Genomic DNA, 17694 nt, shown 5'->3' with positions numbered 1-17694 from the left:
TGCTTTTTACAGGGCTTCTGGTTCAACAGGGCTATCGGCTCCGGGGGAAGTCCGGGGATACCGGCCCGGAACAGAGGCCTAGAAATCCGCTAGCTTAACATTGCTCCAAAGGACTGAGTTATGATCAGATCCATAACAGGTCTGGAACACATCTGGCTGTTAGGAAAGCTTGTCCGATTGAAGGTTATCCAACGTTAACACCTTGTTTATGAGAGTGCTGTATTTATGTGTGGTGCGAAAAATATGGCTAGAAAATATTTGCTTCTGTCGGATGCAAAAGAAAATAGGAGGAACCAAAAAGTTTGGAGGCTATCGGTTATTGTAGAGATAATGATACCAGATCAGAGAAATGGCATAAGAGGGCAGAATAGGATGAAATCGGTATCTGGAAACATGGCGCTCAGCTACGTGAAATATAATAATAGGAATCTTGACAAAAATTCAGGAATCGACTGATGGGTATATGGTCTAGGGCGCAGGCTCGCTGTCGCCCTTTAATAGCTGATTAAGCCAATACAGCTTGATTTCTCTAAAATAGTTGATGCTACTGGAATGTAATGACCAGTGTACAATATTCCCTAATAGGATCTAGGACATGGTTGCTAAAATTTGCACAAGATTTGACAAACTAAAAGGCTTGACCATAACACCATCGAAATGATACATCTGTGCCTCAGGCACTTGTGTGTTCACCTGTGACAGGTCTGATGTCAATGCAATGACTTTACTATTTAATCCTAGCGCAGTATTGTTTTCTTTAACGGCATTCAGTATGTCCCAACCACTCGGACCGCTCATCCTAAGGTCAGTGATCACAATATCACTTGCATGATTTTGCAGATAGTCTATCGCATGCTGAGGATCCTGAAAAACCTGTACATTTTTAAAACTTTGCAAGGCTTGTTTAACAAATAAATTATTGATTGCATTGTCATCAACAACCACAAAGCGTAAATTTTCTGATAGATTGTCCTGGGTAGAAACTTGATTCGTACTTTTCTTTTCATCAGTAATGGGGACGATCAAAGTAAATGTTGATCCCTTTCCCTGCTTACTTTTTACGTTTAAGGTCCCATTGAGCTGTTCAGCCATAAGCTTGGAAATATGTAATCCCAATCCAAAGCTGTTTTTGGACTTCAGGTCAGACATATAATATTGTTCAAATATATGTTCCTGATCTTTAGCCGAAATGCCTTTTCCGCTGTCTATTACTTGTATATGCAGGGTTTTCACTGCTTCGGGGCTGATAAATGCCTTTATCTCTATCTGGCCCCTATCGGTATACTTAATTGCATTACTCAGGAGATTGGATACGATCTGGCGCAAACGATATGCCCCGCTCTTGATTAAAATATTCCGGTCAATGTCAATATGACTGACGAGCTGAAGACCTTTTTTATCGGCTTGGGCTTGCTGCATTTTTATCAGATTGACAAGGAGGTTGGCCGGTGAAAAATATTCTTCCTTAATTTCTAGCATTCCCGATTCCAATTTGCCAAGATTGAGGATGTCTTCAACAGTATCGTTTATAACGTGGATGTCCTGGCTAATGGAATCTAATATTGCTGGATTAATGCGGTTATTAGATGTATTGTTTTTTAATAAGTCTATAACGCTAACAAGTGAATTGACGGGTGTCCGTACATCATGACTCACATTAGCCAATATATCTGTTTTTTCCTTGGCTGTACGTAATGCATAATCTCTCGCAGCGGTGATTTTACGCTCGTAAATGATGGTATTGTAATGGTAGGACAGAATTAGGGTCACCATAATAATCATTAGGATGATTGATGCAATAACCTGCTTCCCAAATATGGCAGAATTTTTCTTGTACAAGGTGAAATCCTGTATTTCGGCGGAGCGTAAAGACTCATCTTCATGTGTTTTTATTTTGAGCAAAGCAGTGCTGATCGTGCTAAAAAGTGCATAATTCGATTGCAGGAGTTGTCTTTCCTTCGCTTGAAGTTCGAGGAAAGAACGACGAATTTTGCTGAAATCTTGTTTATAAAACGATTCATTCTGCTCAATCAAGGTTTGGATCTGGCTGTGGATGGCTTTGATCTGATTGACATTAAATCGCTGTTCAAGTTTGTCAGCAACTAAAGTGTCGTTTTTTGCTTTGAAAATACGGGTGAAGAGTTTTTCTTTTTTTCTGACAATTGTATCTTTTTTGCTGACATTTAAGGCCGTATCTCGCAGTATTTTACTGACGACTGAATCCGCATCTATCCGGCTGCTGGTCGGACGCAATGTATGACTGGTTTTAGTTAAAAGAGAAAGGGAATCTTTTGCCAGGAAAATCATGTTATCAACAGATTTCTTAATACGTGCGAATTCGTCGGAGAGATGGATGTTCTGCTCTAAAGGTGTATTGGTCGAAAAAGAAATTCCCTTTTTGGAAGAAAGGGTCGAGAGTGAGTCTATATAAAAACGGAGGCTATCGAGTTTTTTCGTATAGTTTGCTAAATTTTCAGTACTGAAATCTACCGTATAAGAGCGAAACGCATTACCGGCGTCATTGTAAGACGCAAAAAGCTCGTAAAATAAATTGGTCAATTGATTTTTTGAACCGTAAGCTTTATTTAGACGGGCTTCTGTTTTTTGATATTCAATATATTGATAGGTGAATATCGAGCCGATATACACCAGAGAAAGAATCAGGAAAGCAATTAAAACTGTCCTGAAAATAAATATTTTTCTATTATTTTTCACGTCGTTACTCTTTCAACCAATAAATTAATTACAGCCTCTATGTTTGGTATGGAACTCAAATTTAAGACTTATAAATGAAAGCCGCTGTGTAACGTTGTCAATTAATCGCTACATTTTGAAAAACTTACACAATCGTTTGATTGAAAAGAACACACCCATAGTACAATTTTTATTTTCTATTTTACAGGGGAAAACCTAAGTACAAATTGTAATCTGATGAAAAAGATCATTATTTCGGCAATACTGTCGTTGATTACCTGGCAAGCAGGCCATGCGCAATCTCATGTGAATATTATTCCAAAGCCACAGGAAATAACTTATGGAGAAGGTGCGTTTCAATTAGATAAACAAACCACCATAAGTTTTAAAAATTGTGGCGTTAACGATGTGGATCTATTTGTCAAGCAATTGCGACAGGCAAGTCATTATCCGATCACGATAAAAAATCAGTCGGACAATACAATTGAGTTTGTTTTGGATAAAAAGTTGGACGTGCCCAATGATGAAGGGTATCGCTTGCATGTGTCGACCAAAAAAGTATTGGTGAGCGCTAGGACAGCGGATGGTCTTTTCAATGCTTCACAATCCCTGCGACAGCTCTTTTCTCCAGCTATTGAAGAGAGCAGCGGTGCTGTTGATCCGTCTATTTGGATTATCCCCGCCATAGATATCAAAGATTATCCGCGATACCATTGGCGGGGTTATATGAAGGATGTAAGCCGTACATTCTATGATGTAAACACGGTAAAGAAGTATCTGGATGTAATGGCCCTGTACAAAATGAATGTCTTTCACTGGCATCTCACAGACGATCAGGGCTGGCGTATTGAAATAAAGAAATATCCAAAGTTAACCGCGGAGAATGCGACTGTCTTCCATCGTACCGAAAAGCAGCCTGCGGAACGCAGTGGTTTTTACACACAGGAGGAAATAAAGGAAGTCGTGCAATATGCCAAGGCACGTAAGATTACAATCGTTCCTGAAATTGATGTGCCAGGCCACTCCTGGCCAACAATATTAGCCTATCCAGAATTGGGCGTGAACAAGAATTCTTATCCAAATCATATCTTTCCTTTTGTATCCTCCTGGGGCTATTGGGGCAATCAATTTACACCCAATACGCTGGATCCGACAAAAGAGTTGACGTACCAATTTTTAGATGATGTGTTTACGGAGATTGCCGGCCTATTCCCCGGTAGCTACATTCATTTCGGTGGAGATGAGGTCCGTCATGATCTTTGGGAAAAAGAACTTCATGTAAAGGATTTCATGAAACAGCATCAAATCGCGGATGTCAAAGCATTGCAGAGCTATTTCGTACAGCGGGTATCGGCTATCATTGTTCAGAAAGGAAAGAAGCCTATCGGATGGAATGATATCTTAGCAGATGCCAAGAATCTTCCCAAAAATACAGCTATTATGAGCTGGTTAGGTGAAGAAGCGATAAAGGAAGCGACCAAAGAAGGATTTAAAGCTGTGGCAACACCGGCCTCACATCTGTATTTTGATATTACACAGGCGGACCGGAATGATGGTACAATGACTGACCTGGCCTATCCTCAGATTAATTCCATAAAAAGGGTGTATGATTTTGACCCGTCAAACGGACTGACGCCGGCAGAAGATCAATTGGTATTGGGGGTACAGGGAAATATGTGGTCTGCCATCGCCCAGGATATTAAGGATATGAACGTGCAGAATTTTCCACGGTTACTTGCTGTTGCTGAAATCGGTTGGGCTTCCAAGTCAAACAAGGATTATGCGGAATTTTGTCGTAGACTGGATGCAAATCTGCCGCGTTTAGATGCTATGCGGATTGACTATTACCATACCGGCGGTTATATTGCCGGTACTTGGTCAAGTCAGGATATTCAGGAGGAGTATACGACGATTAGCTTTGATGTGACCAAAAAGATCTATGATAACGGCCGGGCACAAGCTGGTTTTTTCTTTGTGGACGGTAAGAACTTTTTGGAGATCGATGGTGTCCAATTGCTACGGGATGGCCGTATTGTCGATGAGGATGACCATCATGCGCTTGCGGATAAGTTTAGGGGGACAAATAAGATTAAACCTTTTTATTACAATTTTACGGTTAAAAGCTATGACCCAAATGCGAGATACGAAATTAAAGCGCGGGTAAGGGGAGCTGGTGGTGTAGATTCGAAAGGAAATTTCACATTTAATCTATCGCCGAGTGTTCCTTTCAACAAGATTGATAAAAAATAATACGATCCGTTTCTCCATCGGATAAAAAGCAGCTGCCTTGGTAGCTGCTTTTTTATTGCTCCTTAGGCGAATGCTTCAGTCCCGCGAAAATATGTTCGTTGTTTAAATAAATTTGAGCTTCGGGCAGTGTTTTATCAAGCAGTTGGTGATTTATTTTAATAACAATTCTGTAAAACATTAAAAACATATTGATTTCCAGTTTCTTTTGTTCAATTTCATTTTTATTTTCAGAATCTTTTGTTTAATTTCCTGTAAGAATCCACAATCTTTTGTGATTTTTTTACAAAAGATGTGATACCAATAAACCTTTAGTAATTGTTTGTAAACTATTATCTAAACCTCCATCTTAATTATGAAAAAGAATTATCTTTTTTGCCGAAAAGTCAGACCATTAAGTCTCTTGGGGCTTGGTCTTTTGTGCTCGTCCCCAAATTTATTTGCGAGCAACCTGAAATCGAACTATTTTCATGTCGATCAACAGCAAATTTCAGGGAAAGTAAAAAATGAGAAAGGCGATCCACTCGCAGGTGCTACCATTACCGTAAAAGGCAGTACGGTACAAGCTTCGACAGATGCTAACGGTAACTTTTCCATCCGTGCCAAACAAGGTGATTTTTTGGTAATCAACTATCAGGGCTATACACGGCAGGAAGTCGCGGTAGGTAGTGGAGCTATTGCCGTAACGATGCTGAGAAATTCGGAGTCATTGGAAGAAGTGGTTATCGTGGGCTACGGTAAGCAAAAAAAAGGGAATTTAACTGGGGCTGTGGCCGCTGTAAATTCTGAACAACTGAAAAACATTTCACCGTCTAATCTGTCCAATACCTTGGCGGGAAGGGCGGCTGGGGTGAATGTAACCAATACCTCAGGGATGGCCGGAGCTTCCTCTTCGTTACGTATCCGGGGAGCTGCAGTCGAACCATTGTATGTTATTGATGGTGTGGTACGCGACAAAGCGGCTTTTGATGCCCTGGAAGCGAATGAGGTAGATCAAATGAGTTTCTTAAAAGATGCTGGAACTGCCGCTGTGTATGGTACCAGGGCCGGTAATGGGGTTGTACTGGTGACAACAAAGAAAGGAACGGCTCAAGCGCCGGTATTCAATGTGCAGAGTAATTATTCCTTTAGCTCACCCACGCAGACCTTATTGGCCAACCTGACTACCGCTACAGATGAATTGACTTACCAGAATAGGGTTTCCCAATTCCGCTGGGAACAGGGAAGCAAGAGTACGCCATGGGTAGCTCCGAATGGACAGCGCGAATTTGACTACTTTAAAGACAAAAATTACAATGCCAATGATGTCATCTGGCGAAACCCTTTTAGCCATCGACAATCAATTGCGGTTAACGGTGGTGGCGACAAGATTACCTACTATGCGTTATTGAGCTATCGGAAGGAAAATGGATCTTATAAATCATTGGATCATGAAAAGTTTAATCTACGAAGCAATATTTCGGCTAAAATCAGTGATGCGTTTAGCATGGATTTTAATATCTCCGCCAACCAGACAAATTCAAATAGGTTCTTCTGGCCGTTTAGTACCTCGTCCAACGATGATGATTTTGATGTTTCGGATTTTTATAGGGTTACTTTCAACTGGCCTAAAATGTATCCCTTTTATCTGACTGCAGACGGGACACCGAGCAATACACCGACAGCTTATCCGGTGCAGACACCCATGGGAAGCTGGCAGGCCTGGAATGTGATTGACCAGGTGATCGGCGACCGGTACATTGATCGCAAGGTGCGCCAGGTAAATCCGATTATGACGCTTAATTTAAAATTGGATAAATTGTTGGAAGGACTTTCCACAAAATTGGTGGGAAGTTACGTAGCGGAAGATTATATGCGTAAGCGCTATATGAGTTTCCAAAAGAATTATACGTTCACCTCACTGAACCCGGATGGAAACCGTTTTATACCTGCACCGCCCTCAGAAGATAGGACCAACGTATTTACTTTCAGTCAGGCCCAGCCATTTATGGACTACAATCCACAGCGAAAATGGCAATACCAGGTGGATTGGTTTTTAAACTATAACCGCAAGTTTGGCAAACACACGGTGGATGGCCTGGTGGTTTATGAGCAGTTCAAATCGGGTAACACCAACATCACATCACGGGCGGAAAATCCAATTATTCCTTTGGATCAGATGTATATCTATCCAACCGACAGGAGCATGCGATCGACAGATGCTTTTGAATTAATGGATGCGCGACGCGGAGTAATCGGTCGGGCGAACTATAACTATGCCGATAAGTATATTGCGGAATTCTCCTTTCGTTACGATGGTTCGCCTTTGTTTCCAAATGATAAGCGTTGGGGATTTTTTCCGTCGATGTCTCTTGGCTGGCGCATCTCAGATGAAAATTTCTTTTCTTCCATCAAGAATACGGTCAGTGATTTAAAACTACGGGCATCGTACGGTAGTTCGGGCAACTTTGTGGATGTCGACGGCAATTCGATATTACCTTATTCGTATATGGAAAAATATAGCTCGATCATCACTTCACGGACGGGAACCCGAACCCCGGTACCTGGATATATTTTTGGGGATAGCTATTACACTGGGGTAACCTATCTGGATAATCCGACAACAAATCTGACCTGGACAAAATCAAAGAGCTATAACGTAGGGATCGACTTTGGTTTCGTTCAGAATAAGCTAACGGGTAGCTTGGATGGATTTATCCGGAAGGAAACCGATATCCTCGGAACCAGAGGGATAAAGGTGCCGGATAATTATGGACGTGCGCTGGCACCGGAAAACTATGCCGCCCGAAGCTTTCGGGGAGGAGAGATTTCATTTAACTGGAGCGACCGGATCGGGGAGGTTTCTTATGGGCTGAATGCGAATATGGGCTATGCGAAAGACCGTTGGGATATTTTTGATGAAGAGCCGTCTTATGCAGTAGGTGGAAAGCAAAATTTCTTATCGAAAGTAGGACGTCCTGAAAATCGAATTGTTGGTTTAGAAGCTTCGGGGTTAGTTCGTACGCAAGCCGAGGCGGATGCCCTAAAAGCAAAAGGCTTTAAGACCTACGGTCGTGATCCTTATCCAGGTATGATTCTTTATAAAGATATCCGTGGACAGAACTATGCAGACCAGCCTGATGGTATTATCGATGACAATGATATGCAGCTACTTTCGGAGAACAATACGCCCCGCATTAACTATGGATTTGGATTTAATGCCAGCTGGAAAGGTTTCTATGTCTCAGCCTTATTTCAGGGGGTTTTGGCCTATGATCGTGTAATCAGTAATCAGGAAGGGGCAGGGATGCGCCAACATGGGGATACCTTTAGGCCTTATTATCCGATATGGACTTCAGATGTCTGGACACCTGAAAATACGGATGCCAAATACCCGCGTCCCGTAGGTTATAACTGGCAGGAATCCGGTGCTGCCTCTTCAACATTCTGGATCCGCAATGGAGCTTATATGCGGTTGCGGGATTTAAATATTTCGTATACGCTGCCACAGGCCATGATGGAAAAAATCAAAATGAAGAGTGTCAACATATTCTTAAATGGTACCAATCTATTTGTTTTCTCACCGATGAAGGAATTCCATGATCCGGAACAGAAAATGTACGATTCTTATCCAGTGATGAAAACGTTCACCTTGGGCCTAGATGTTAAATTTTAATTGATTTTTAAAGATGAAAAAGATATTTTATCCCTTAGTTGCGTTGTTGTTGACAACGGCTTCTTGTAAAAATGTGCTTGATATTGAGGATCTCAATTCGGTGAACGAAGATAAGGTGTGGAATGACCCCAATCTCGTCAATGCCTATCTGGCTAATTTATATACCTTATTTGGCAACTGGAACAGCGGCGCTGATAATAACTCACAACAGCTGGCCGGTATTAACTTCCCCTTGAATGCTGTTACCGTTAATAATACCGCTTATAAGGCCTGGGATTATACCACCATGCGCAAGATCAATACCGCTATCCAGAAGGTGTCCGAAAGTACCGGATTAAATGAAGCAACCAAGAAATCCATCTTGGGTCAGGCTCTTTTCATGCGTGCTTACATGTATTTCAATATGGTTAAGTATCATGGAGGGGTACCCTACATCACAAAACCACAGGATCTGGAAAACGATGAACTGAAAGTTCCGCGCAACAGTACCAAAGAATGCTTTGATTTAATGATAAAAGATCTGGATGAAGCGATGACCTATCTGCCCATGACAATTGGAAAGGGAGCTGCAGATTATGGGCGTATTGATGGTAATTTCGCCCTAGCTTTTAAAGCGAAAATATTATTGTACAAGGCTTCACCACAATTTAATCCTTCAAACCCCTATGGCAATACCTATTGGGCGGAAGCGAACACCGTGAATAAAAAAGCTTATGAGCAGTTGAAGGCTCAAGGTTATAGTCTGACCGCTGACTATTACAATATTGCATTGGTGGAAAAGGGGCCTGAAGTGGTCTTTGCAGTAATCAACTCCTATCCCAACAAGGTCGCTAACTGGGATAATGGGGTACGGCCAGGGTCTGAAAGCCGTGGAACCGCCAGTGCTGTACCCACATGGGATTTTGTGAAAGAATTCCCGATGAAAGATGGCAAGCTCTATACCGATCCGACGGGTAAATATCATAAAACAGATGAACAATTCTTACAGACATACTGGGAAAATCGTGATCCTCGTTTTGACAAATCTATTGTATGGAACGGAAAAATCTACGAAGTTTCCGGTAAAACTGGTAAAAGGCAATACACTTCATTGGGTATTGCGGATGCGTTGGACAATTTTGGTGAAAATCCGAAAGCCGGCACAACTTCTTCGAACAGGGATCGTTATACGGGATTCTTTATTCTGAAAAACTCAAAACTCTCTTTGCGACAAACGCAAGTAGAAACCCAGTATGATGTGGATTTTGTACTCATGCGCTATGCAGAGGTGGTATTGAATTATGCTGAAACAGCAAATGAAACGGGTGATCTCGCCACAGCAATGTCGCTTTTGAAGCAGATCCGAATGCGAGCGGGCATCGAACCCGGAGCAGATAATAATTATGGTATTGCTGCGGGTAATAGAACCGACATGCGGGAAGCTATATTAGCGGAACGAAATATCGAATTCTGTTTTGAAGGCCATCGTTTTTGGGATTTACGCAGATTGCGCAAGCTTGCGGTACTGAACAATAAAACCAAACAGGGGGTGGAAGCAATCGCAATAAATACAAATGGAACGGATATGGATCTAAAAGCGGCGGCAGATCAGGCCAAAACGTATCAATTGAAAGAAAATCAATTTAAGTATACGATATTACAGGTCCCTAGTACCGGAAATAAAATCAATCTGGTGCCCGATACCTACTATTTCTTTCCGATCGCACAATCGGTGATCGACAAGAATCCGAATATCAAGCAAAATAAAGATTGGGGCGGAGAATTTAATCCAACGTTGGAATAATGTGTTTTCCTACCTTTAAATAAGATATATAAAGGTAGAACGGGATGCTCATTGCTAAGCATCCCGTTCGTGTTGAAAATTATGTCAAGTACAGCTTATTTTAATTCAATCATTTTTTGTTTTTCTGCTTCCTGTTTATCTTCTTGTAAGATGGCTAGTTGAAGGCTGCAAACCAAAGTAAGGATAATAAGGACCACAAAAGCTATGGGTAAGAAGACTCCGATGATCACAGCCAGCAGTAATGATATATTTAGATATTCCTGTCCATTTTTAGAAGAAACCTTTAAGCGTGAATTTTTAAATGAGTCAAAAAGATCTTGAAAAGCTTTTGTAATCGTTTTGCTGTTGATGCTGAATGTTGTTTTAGTTGCCATGATGTTTATTTTTTAATGTTTTTATTTCTTATTTGATACCTCAAAGGTAGTGGAGATTTGCTGTAGGGGGGAGAGCCATTAGGCTAATCAGGAAAGAATCTCGGTAAACAGATGTCTTATGTCGGTCAGTGGTCGTCGGGTTGTACTGAGAAGCCGGACAAACGTGGATTCAAAATGATGATATGATAAATCTAAAATTATTTTTATATAAAAAAGCACCACGCGTACAGGGACGAGTGGTGCTTTTTCAGTCTATTTAATTTTGATATCAGAGACCCACGTGCTCGGTTTTTGATTTGGTTGGCCCTGATACATCTTGCTTATAGGATGGGTCATAGTTCCAATGAATACTATCCGTCAATACTTTTCCGTCTTTTTGCGTTAGCTGAGCTTCAATCTTGTTTGCTCCCTTCGTAAGTTTGACATTGTCAAAGATGTAATGCACATCTGTTTGCCCTTTTCTAACACCTTTTATAATAGTTCCGTTAACCAGTAGTGTTGGTTCGCCTCTATTGGAATAGATGGTTACCGGGGTAATTTCATTGCCACGATTGATCATACGGCGTTGGGTGATATACAATACAGGTTCTTTGCTCCAGTTGGCTTTGTACCAATAGAAGCCATCTTTCTTCAGTTTTCTGTCAAAGGAAACCAAGCCTTTATAATTTCTGGGATTGACATTCAATGCCGTAATTGGTGTAGCAAAATCAAAGGTGTTCCAAACGTATGATCCAAGGAAAATAGGGCTTTTAGAGATGACGCCCCAATGGACTTCATGGAATTTTGTCGCATATTCTTCTGGAAAAAATGATGGATTGCTCCATTGATTTCCGAAATTGCCTACTTCTTCCGCCTGATCCTCTGGAACTGCTTCGGCACCGTATTCAGAAAAGATGATCTTGTAATCTTTGAACTCTTGGCTGATGCGTTTTGCCCAGGTCGCGACATCATCATCCTTTGCGGATTTGTCTTCCAGTTCACCATTATACCAGCCGAAATAATGGTTAATTCCTTGTACATCTGCATTGTTGTTAACCGGATGATCAATTACATTGTACCCGCTTACGGACACTGTGTAACGATCTGGGTCTTCAGATTTAGCGAGATCATTTAGTTTGGTCGTGAGTTCTACCGTGTAGGCAGATGGCGAGTAAACTTCGTTGTGCATCCCCCAGATATAGATGGAAGGGTGATTGAAATTTTGTCGAATTAATTCTTTCAACTGTTGTTGCGCGTTGTTGTCTTCGAATGTTGTCACGCGATTCACAAATGGGATTTCGGCCCAGATAACAAGCCCGATGCTATCGCATTTGGAATAGAAATATGCTGACTGTTGATAGTGTGCCAAACGGATGGAAGTGGCGCCCATCTCTTTGATGATCGCTAGATCTTCATCGTGGTCGGCGTTGCTCAGGGCTGAGCCCTTGCCCCAACGATCCTGATGTCGACATACACCATATAATGGATACTTGATATCATTTAAGAAGAAACCTTGACCAGTGCGCAATTCAAATTTGCGTATGCCTAAAGGTGTCGTCACCTCGTCAATGATATGACCATCTTTTTTGATCTGTGTGACAACCCGGTAAAGGTAAGGATCGTCCAATCCTTGCCATAAATGCGGATTTTTGACCGCAATCTGCTGTAATAGCATTTGCCGACCTTGAGGTGGTAAAGTATAAGCTGTATGCTGTTTTCCTTTTATTGTGCCATCTTTTTCAAAAATGGTCGTTAGCAATTCGATCGGTTGTATTTTTCCGGACTTGTTGTCAATTTTTATTTTTAAAGCTATTTCTGCAGCTTTCTTCGAAACATTTTGCTGCGTGATATAGATACCCTGGGAAGCAAAGTCATTCACAGCAACATGAATGTCATCAGTAACAATAAGTTCAACAGGACGATAAATACCGCCGTACATGGGGAATAAGGTGTGGTTGACCGGGATGACCTGTGGGCTAGCTTCATTGTTAACCTTGACCAACAGCTCGTTTTCTGCACCCAATTGCAACATATTAGTTAGTTCAAAGACAAAAGCAGAATAGCCACCCTGATGTCTGCCGACAAAATTGTAGCTACCATTTCGTTGCGAGTTATCGTAGGTAATATCATTTTTTCCTGCTTTGGCAGAAAGAGGTTTATTATTTAAGTAAACTTCGGTATTGGTATTCACACCCTCAAATCGGATAAAAACACGTTTACCTTTCCAATCTACAGTGGGGACAAATGTTTTGCGGTAATAGGCATCTCCAGTATAAAAACGTTCGTTCTTTCCAAGGCTGCCCGGTTTGATCTCTGCTGTCTGCATGTCTGACGCATTCCAGGTATGTGGCAGTGTGACTAATTGCCACTTTCCATCAAATGTCTGGTTATAATCTAATGCCGAGGTAGAAAATGGACCTTTTTTAAACGACCAGTTTGTGTTGAACGGAACAACTGTTCTGGCTTGTAGATTCAGAATAGTTATCCCAATAAAGAAAAGCGTATAAAAAATCCTTTTAATCATATGGTTTTATCTTAGGGTATTTGTTTCGTTTTCAAATATAACCAACAAAAAGACAATGCCTAATTAGCTTCTTTTTTGAGAAACGGTAAAATGAAAACAAATTTATTTTATGTAATTTATTTTTCCCTTAAGGTTTAATTTGTTTCTTTATTGTCTTGTTTGTAGGATGTACACTACAACGTTTTCGAGAATTGCGCAAACGATTGTGTGGGTTTAACCTTGGGTAATAACTTAATAATTTCTTTACAATTGCATTGGATATCAGACCAAAATGCCAATACAAACAAACCTTAGAAAATATAATATGGATAGATTTCAAGTACTTTCCTGTTTTTGTTTTCCGTGGATGATTAAATTTGACGAACCGTATTTACGGTGATAATATGTTGGAATATTGTTTTGGAACTTACTAAACCAAAAATTTGATGTACTTAAATAGATTTTTTCTCTTCTGCTTCTCTTTTTTTGTCATGCAACATGTTCAAGGGCAAGTTGACATTATTCCAAAGCCACTGTATGCGAAAGTCTCAGATAAACAGGTTGTATTAAAGAATACACTTCTCGTCTTTGCTGATCCGGTATTCGGGTCCGGAAGACAGTATTTTCAAAGACTTGTATTAGCGAAATATGCGCTGACCAGTTGTGTCACAGATCAGTTGGATGCGGCGAATATCTGTTTGATAAAAGATGATAAATTAGATGAAGAAGCTTATAAGCTATCAATTAAAGGTACATCCATAAAAATTTATGCTTCCGGTCAGGGAGGTATGCTCAATGCTGTGTCGAGTGTTGACCAACTGCTTTCTGCAGCTGAATATAATGGCGGTCAGATTCGATTAAACACCGTCGAGATCGAAGACAAACCGCAATTTGCCTGGCGCGGGTTTATGCTCGATGAATCACGCCATTTTTTCGGTAAAGAGAAGGTTAAATCTTTATTGGATTGGATGGCTTTTTACAAGTTGAATAAGTTCCATTGGCATTTGACAGATGAACCGGCGTGGCGCCTGAGTATACAAAAATACCCCTGGTTAACCCAAGTTGGGGGAATCGGCAACTATCTCGACCCTCACGCTCCGGTACAGTATTATAGTCAGGCTGATATCAGTGAGATCATTGATTACGCTGCTGAACGAAATATTGAGGTCATTCCGGAAATTGATATGCCGGGGCATGCTACAGCTGCGAACCGGGCTTATCCTTTCCTCTCTGGTGGAGGCAACGAAAAGCACCCCGATTTCACTTTCCACCCCGCGAAGAATACAACATATACATTTTTGACAAATGTTTTGCGTGAAGTGAAATCGCTGTTTCCCTCTCTCTATATTCATTTGGGAGGAGATGAGGTCGCCTTTGGCAGCGATGCCTGGGATAATGATGCCAAAATTCAGGAATTGAAACAGACGTTGGATCTAAAGTCCAACAAAGAAGTTGAAGAGTATTTTATTCGCCGTATGGCTGATTCTGTGGCTAGGATAAACGGAAAGATCATTGTTTGGGACGAAATGGTGGATGCAAAGCTGACTAAGGATCAGACAGTCATGATGTGGTGGCGTCATGATAAACCGGAGCAGCTAAACAAAATTTTGGATAAAGGCTATCAGACTATATTAACTCCGAGGCTGCCAATGTATTTTGACTTTGTACAACAAGAGAATCATAAGTATGGTCGTAAATGGGGGAAAGGCTTCAATCCGTTGCAAGATGTATACAATTTTGCCGGAAGTCAATTGGATAGTTTGGGCAAACGGAAAAAACAGGTTTTGGGTATTCAGGCTAACCTTTGGACAGAAACGGTGACCAATGTCAATCGTCTGGATTATCTTGTGTTTCCGAGAATAGCGGCGCTTGCGGAGGCAGCGTGGGTGCCCGGGGCAGGCCGTAATTTTGATGAATTTACGAAGAAATTGAAAAAGCATTTTCCCCTGTATCGCGATCAGGGACTTTATTACTTTGACCCATTTAAGGACAGTAACTCAGAGCCCGCGGTAATTAAGAAATCAAAAAAACAATATATAGATAATCCAAAGTGATGATCGGAGGAGCAATATATAATACTCGGTTAATATACACCGATTTAGCCTGTCGTTGGGAGGGTAATTTTCAAAGAAATTAATGATAAGATGAAATACAATAAATTGATCACAGCATTGATTCTCGGCAGCATATTGCTGGGGGTAAAAACTACTTCGGGGCAATGGACTGGTCCGCGTAAGAAAGTAGAAAACAAAGTAGACGTAAAATACGGACCTCTGACGCCCGCGCATCGGACAGATGAGGCCATGGAACGGTTTCGAAACTATGGATTGGGACAATTTATCCACTGGGGCTTATATGCGATTCCCGGTAATGAATGGGAAGGAGTAAGCGCTCGGAAAGGTGCGGCGGCATCTGAATGGATACGCACCTGGAGTGGGCCAACAGCACCGAAAGATTGGAAGCATACTTATGATAACCTCTATAAGCAGTTTAATCCTACAGGTTTTGACGCAAAAAACTGGGCTAAACAGGCAAAAGAAATGGGGGCGAAGTATCTTATTTTTACAACAAAGCATCATGATGGATTTGCGCTATGGCCGTCTAAATATACAGATTATACAATTAAGAAGAGTCCCTATAAAAAAGATATCGTCAAGCAGGTCGTAGATGCCTACACAGCAGAAGGGATAGATGTATTTTTGTATTTTTCAATTCTAGAATGGAATAATTCAAACTATATGGGGAAAGCGCCCACTACTCCCGAAGAAAAGGCTAAATTCAATAAATTCTTGGAATATACGCGTAATCAGTTGCTAGAGCTCCTACAAAACTACCCACAAATAAAAGGTTTTTGGTTTGATGGTACCTGGGATCAATCTTGGATCCAAGCATATGATTTTACCTATAAATTGGAGAAAGAGTTACGTGAAAAACATCCGGGATTGATTATCGGAAGCCGGTTTCGAAATGATGAATTTGGCAAGCGGCATTTTGACTCCAACGGTGAAATGTTAGGTGATTATGAACAGGGCTGGGAACGAAAAATGCCAAAGGAATTTGAGTGGCTGGAGGGGCGTGACTGGGATTGTGTTATGACGATTCCACCGAATGGCTGGGGGTATATGAAAGACTGGTCGGGGATTTATACCAAGACCTCCGATGATCTGATTGATATGCTGATGAACTGTGTTTCCATGAATGGTAATTTTGTGCTGAACTTTGGCCCTGATGGGAATGGTCATATGCATCCCGGAGAAGATAAATTGGCCAAGGAAATCGGAGACTGGATCAAGATAAATGGAGAAGCTGTATATGGTGTCAGACACGCTGGTCTTACTCCATCCAAATTGGGTTATTTTACAAAAAAAGAGGATAATCTCTATCTCACTGTATTTAATCGTCCCGTCAACAATATTGTACGTATTGCTGTTCCTAAGAACGCCGTGGAGGTTCCGGTCTCCGCAACAATGCTCCAAAATGGACAGTCTTTGGAATTAAACCATACGGATATCGGTTTAGATCTGGATAAAAATACATATTACGATATTGTACTTCCTAATTCCTTTATTGCAAATAAAGCCTTTGTGGTCAAAATGAAATTAGGAAAACCAAAATCACAAAGTGAAAAATTGATGGACGCAAAAATGTAGCCATCAGCAACATCTTGAAATAAAAAAGCTGGACTTAAATCCTATTTGGAATTAAGTCCGGCTTTTTTATTTTGATACAATGTGCAACAATTCATCCGGGGTGTGAATAATATGCTTTGCGGCGTGCTGTCTCAATTCATTCTCTTCGCGAAAGCCCCAAGTCACACCAATTGCAGTCACAGCAGCATTATTGGCGGTGTCCATATCAACGGAAGAATCACCAACATAGTAGCAGTTTTCTTTTGCTATGCCTAATGTTCGTAGGGTATCCAGGACAATGTCTGGATCGGGTTTGGCCGGATGTCCTGTGCGGTGGCCAAGGACCAGATCAAAAGCGATCGTGGGAAAATAGTGTTCAATCAAAGGAATGACCGCCTCATGATATTTATTAGATGCTACTGAGATCAAATAGCCTGAAGATTTGAGTGTTTTTAGTAAGGTTACAATCCCTTCGTATGGTCTTGTATGCGATATTGTCTGCTGTTCGTAGTAGGTTTTAAACGCTGTTAACAATGTCTCTGTTGTTTCCGTTGTTCGAGCATGATCGGGAAGTGTCCGCTCGATCAGTTTCTGTACTCCGTTGCCCACAAATTTCTTGTAAGCTGAAAGCGGATGTGTAGGATAACCATATCGTTGAAGAATAGCATTACAGCTGTCCCCAAGATCTTGCAAAGTATCCAACAATGTCCCATCCAAATCAAATATTATTAGCTTCATGGGCTAAAACTAATAAAAACTGCGATTGATTTATAGTGGTATTCATTGATAAAATGGTGTTTTTTTTAGGAATGTCGATTTTTTTGAAGAAC

General features: G+C 41.1%; 9 protein-coding genes. 5 read left to right on the top strand and 4 right to left on the bottom strand.

All coding sequences use genetic code 11. The features are described from left to right. Positions 1–588: 588 nt before the first annotated feature. Positions 589–2715 (bottom strand): hybrid sensor histidine kinase/response regulator, encoded by a 2127-nt coding sequence (locus HMAT_RS24175; protein WP_104385394.1) that lies wholly within the window; start codon positions 2713–2715, stop codon positions 589–591. Positions 2716–2931: 216 nt separating this feature from the next. Between HMAT_RS24175 and HMAT_RS24170 the strand changes: the two genes are divergently transcribed. The 3 genes from HMAT_RS24170 (at position 2932) to HMAT_RS24160 (ending at position 10379) form a co-directional block, all read left to right on the top strand. Next, positions 2932–4944, top strand: a complete 2013-nt coding sequence (locus tag HMAT_RS24170) for a beta-N-acetylhexosaminidase (protein ID WP_104385393.1) — start codon at positions 2932–2934, stop codon at positions 4942–4944. 352 nt (positions 4945–5296) lie between these two features. Further along, positions 5297–8596: a TonB-dependent receptor gene (locus HMAT_RS24165; RefSeq protein WP_104385392.1), complete on the top strand. Its 3300-nt coding sequence runs from the start codon at positions 5297–5299 to the stop codon at positions 8594–8596. A gap of 13 nt (positions 8597–8609) precedes the next feature. Beyond that, a complete protein-coding gene (locus tag HMAT_RS24160) occupies positions 8610–10379 on the top strand; it encodes a RagB/SusD family nutrient uptake outer membrane protein (RefSeq protein ID WP_104385391.1) in 1770 nt (589 codons plus the stop codon). 95 nt (positions 10380–10474) lie between these two features. On the opposite strand, the gene HMAT_RS24155 is transcribed toward HMAT_RS24160, so the two are convergent. Further along, the gene (locus tag HMAT_RS24155) at positions 10475–10753 is read right to left on the bottom strand and encodes a DUF4342 domain-containing protein (protein WP_104385390.1); all 279 of its coding nucleotides are present in this window, start codon (positions 10751–10753) and stop codon (positions 10475–10477) included. A 268-nt stretch (positions 10754–11021) separates the two neighbouring features. Beyond that, the gene (locus HMAT_RS24150) at positions 11022–13256 is read right to left on the bottom strand and encodes a glycoside hydrolase family 2 protein (protein ID WP_104385389.1); all 2235 of its coding nucleotides are present in this window, start codon (positions 13254–13256) and stop codon (positions 11022–11024) included. Positions 13257–13681: 425 nt separating this feature from the next. On the opposite strand from HMAT_RS24150, the gene HMAT_RS24145 reads away from it, so the two are divergent. Then, positions 13682–15289, top strand: coding sequence for a beta-N-acetylhexosaminidase (locus HMAT_RS24145; protein WP_233789561.1), 1608 nt, complete (start codon positions 13682–13684; stop codon positions 15287–15289). A gap of 90 nt (positions 15290–15379) precedes the next feature. Beyond that, positions 15380–16885, top strand: coding sequence for an alpha-L-fucosidase (locus HMAT_RS24140; RefSeq protein WP_104385387.1), 1506 nt, complete (start codon positions 15380–15382; stop codon positions 16883–16885). A gap of 66 nt (positions 16886–16951) precedes the next feature. Here the strand turns inward: HMAT_RS24140 and HMAT_RS24135 are convergent, their stop codons facing one another. Beyond that, on the bottom strand, positions 16952–17602 hold the full coding sequence (locus HMAT_RS24135) for an HAD family hydrolase (protein ID WP_104385386.1): 651 nt from the start codon (positions 17600–17602) through the stop codon (positions 16952–16954). Positions 17603–17694: the final 92 nt, after the last annotated feature.

Source organism: Sphingobacterium sp. HMA12 (genome assembly GCF_002933815.1).
Lineage (GTDB): Bacteria > Bacteroidota > Bacteroidia > Sphingobacteriales > Sphingobacteriaceae > Sphingobacterium.
Note: the sequence above shows the minus strand (reverse complement) of the source record. Positions and strands in the feature narration are given on the sequence as shown.